We start from the raw sequence: 1,775 nt of genomic DNA, 5'->3' as shown, positions 1-1,775 counted from the left end.
GGGCCTCCTGCTGGCAACGATAGACGGCATCTACCTGAGCGGCACACACAGCCCAATCATTCTCGACCTGGTCCAGCAATACGTTCAGATCACCGTTCGTCCGTGGCTGGCTCGCGGTCAGTGTGCAAGGCACGACTGGAGCGCACTGCATCGTGATAAGCCTGTGCGCCGGTGACGGCGGGACGCTCGCGCAAGCGCTGAACAGTATCGGGCAGCTCGCCCAAAGACCAATCACGTATTTCTTGAACATGTTGCTCTAGCTTCCTGAATTCGGCCTGGCGCTGGGCAAGTGTCCCACGCAGCGCGGCCTGCTGGCTAAGAATGGCACCCGACTGGGAGTTAATGGTGGCTTGGTGAGTCTGGATGCTATTAAGCAGTTCCTCCAAACCGAGGAGCTGCTTCTTTTGTTCCTGGGCGATCGCAGTCTGCAAGCTGGCCCGCTGATAGGACTGCCAGGCCGCATAGCCCAGCAGCACAATGATGGCCAACTGCAAGATACCTTGACGCCAGCTCATGACGCATCCTTGATCCATTGCTCATAGCGTTTGAACGCCCTGGCCAGCTTCACGTCATACAAGTTATCGGCATAGGCTGGGCCGTTGTAGAGCCGTGCGAACGTCGCCCATTTGCGACCAACTAGCGCCCGATGCAGGGACGGGTCAGCCAAGATAAAGCGCACAAATGCGTCCAGATGGTTGCCCTCGGACTCACGCATGTAAGCGACGAACTCACGCACGGACTCAAAGCCCAGGGCTTTCGCGTGGTAGCCCATGATCTGGAACGCGCCCCAGCTGCAGGCCTCATACGCAGCATCGGCATGGATCTCGACCGCCACCGCCAAGCGCGTATATTCAGAACGCCCACCGGCATAGCCTCCACGCTGCTGACTGACGACGCCGGGGAACTTAAGAGCCAAAGGCTTAGGATCCACGTCATAAACCACCAAACGCCGCCAGAACACATGGCGCTCAAACAAGATGCGAGGCATACCAAGCTCAATAAAGCCCGTCCCGGTACTCTCCACTTCATTGACGGCCATGACGCTGGCCAGGTCAACGCCCAACTTCTGCGCGGCAGCAACCAGATTGGACTGTTTCATGTACACGCCCGTCTCGCTGCCCTTGAGATAGGCTTCGGTCTTGGGGCCATAAATCCCATCGACCACCAGGCCTGCACGGGCTTGAGTCTGACGAATCACCGCCTCGGTGCGCTCGTCATAGACATTCGTGCGCTCAATCTTAAAGCCCTGGGTAAACAGTCGTTGCTGCAAGCTCCCCACATCGGCACCAACAGAATTCAGACGCAGGATCATGGCTCCTCCTTGCCAAAATACTTACCGGAATAAAATTCAATAACCTTTGAACCCGCCCAGCCCGCAATGGTCACCAGGCCCAGCTGCAGGAATTTGTTTGTTTGTGCTGCCTCACTCAGCGCGTAAGTGATAATCCCGGCGGTAATGCCCACCAGTAGCCCCACGGCCAGCTCTTTGAAGACGCGAGTTACCACCACAATCTCGCTTTTCAACCGAAACATCGTGTTTGCCATTGATGCGCAGATCGCAGACATCAGATTGATCACCATGTCCATGATCGTTCCGCCCGTCGTGATCTGGGTCCACAACGACACCTGAGAGGCATAGACCGAAGCATGGATGGAGTAACAGGCCAGCACGACCAGTGCATCGCGCAGCGCCTTACTCATGGCCACCCCGCATTGCCGTCTGACTCACGATGCCATCACGTAGGCAGAAGGCCACGCCAGCCGCAGCCAGCATC

Annotated in this window: 3 protein-coding genes; all 3 read right to left on the bottom strand. The window is 57.4% G+C overall.

Annotated features, from left to right (window positions below):
- A partial coding sequence (lysC, locus tag KOE80_RS20585; RefSeq protein ID WP_226349836.1) for an Rz1-like lysis system protein LysC occupies positions 1-250 on the bottom strand: 250 nt, incomplete at its 3' end.
- 261 nt (positions 251-511) lie between these two features.
- On the bottom strand, positions 512-1,312 hold the full coding sequence (locus tag KOE80_RS20580; RefSeq protein ID WP_226349835.1) for an N-acetylmuramidase domain-containing protein: 801 nt from the start codon (positions 1,310-1,312) through the stop codon (positions 512-514).
- Positions 1,309-1,701, bottom strand: a complete 393-nt coding sequence (locus tag KOE80_RS20575) for a hypothetical protein (RefSeq protein WP_226349832.1) — start codon at positions 1,699-1,701, stop codon at positions 1,309-1,311. The genes KOE80_RS20580 and KOE80_RS20575 overlap by 4 nt, the downstream gene beginning before the upstream one ends.
- Positions 1,702-1,775 lie beyond the last annotated feature (74 nt).

The organism is Alcaligenes sp. 13f, assembly GCF_020496585.1.
Lineage (GTDB): Bacteria > Pseudomonadota > Gammaproteobacteria > Burkholderiales > Burkholderiaceae_B > Alcaligenes > Alcaligenes phenolicus.
Note: the sequence above shows the minus strand (reverse complement) of the source record. Positions and strands in the feature narration are given on the sequence as shown.

Bases quoted from the DNA above. Each gene is read 5' to 3' on its own strand.
- KOE80_RS20580 (WP_226349835.1), bottom strand. From the start codon at position 1,312: ATGATCCTGCGTCTGAATTCTGTTGGTGCCGATGTGGGGAGCTTGCAG.
- KOE80_RS20575 (WP_226349832.1), bottom strand. From the start codon at position 1,701: ATGAGTAAGGCGCTGCGCGATGCACTGGTCGTGCTGGCCTGTTACTCC.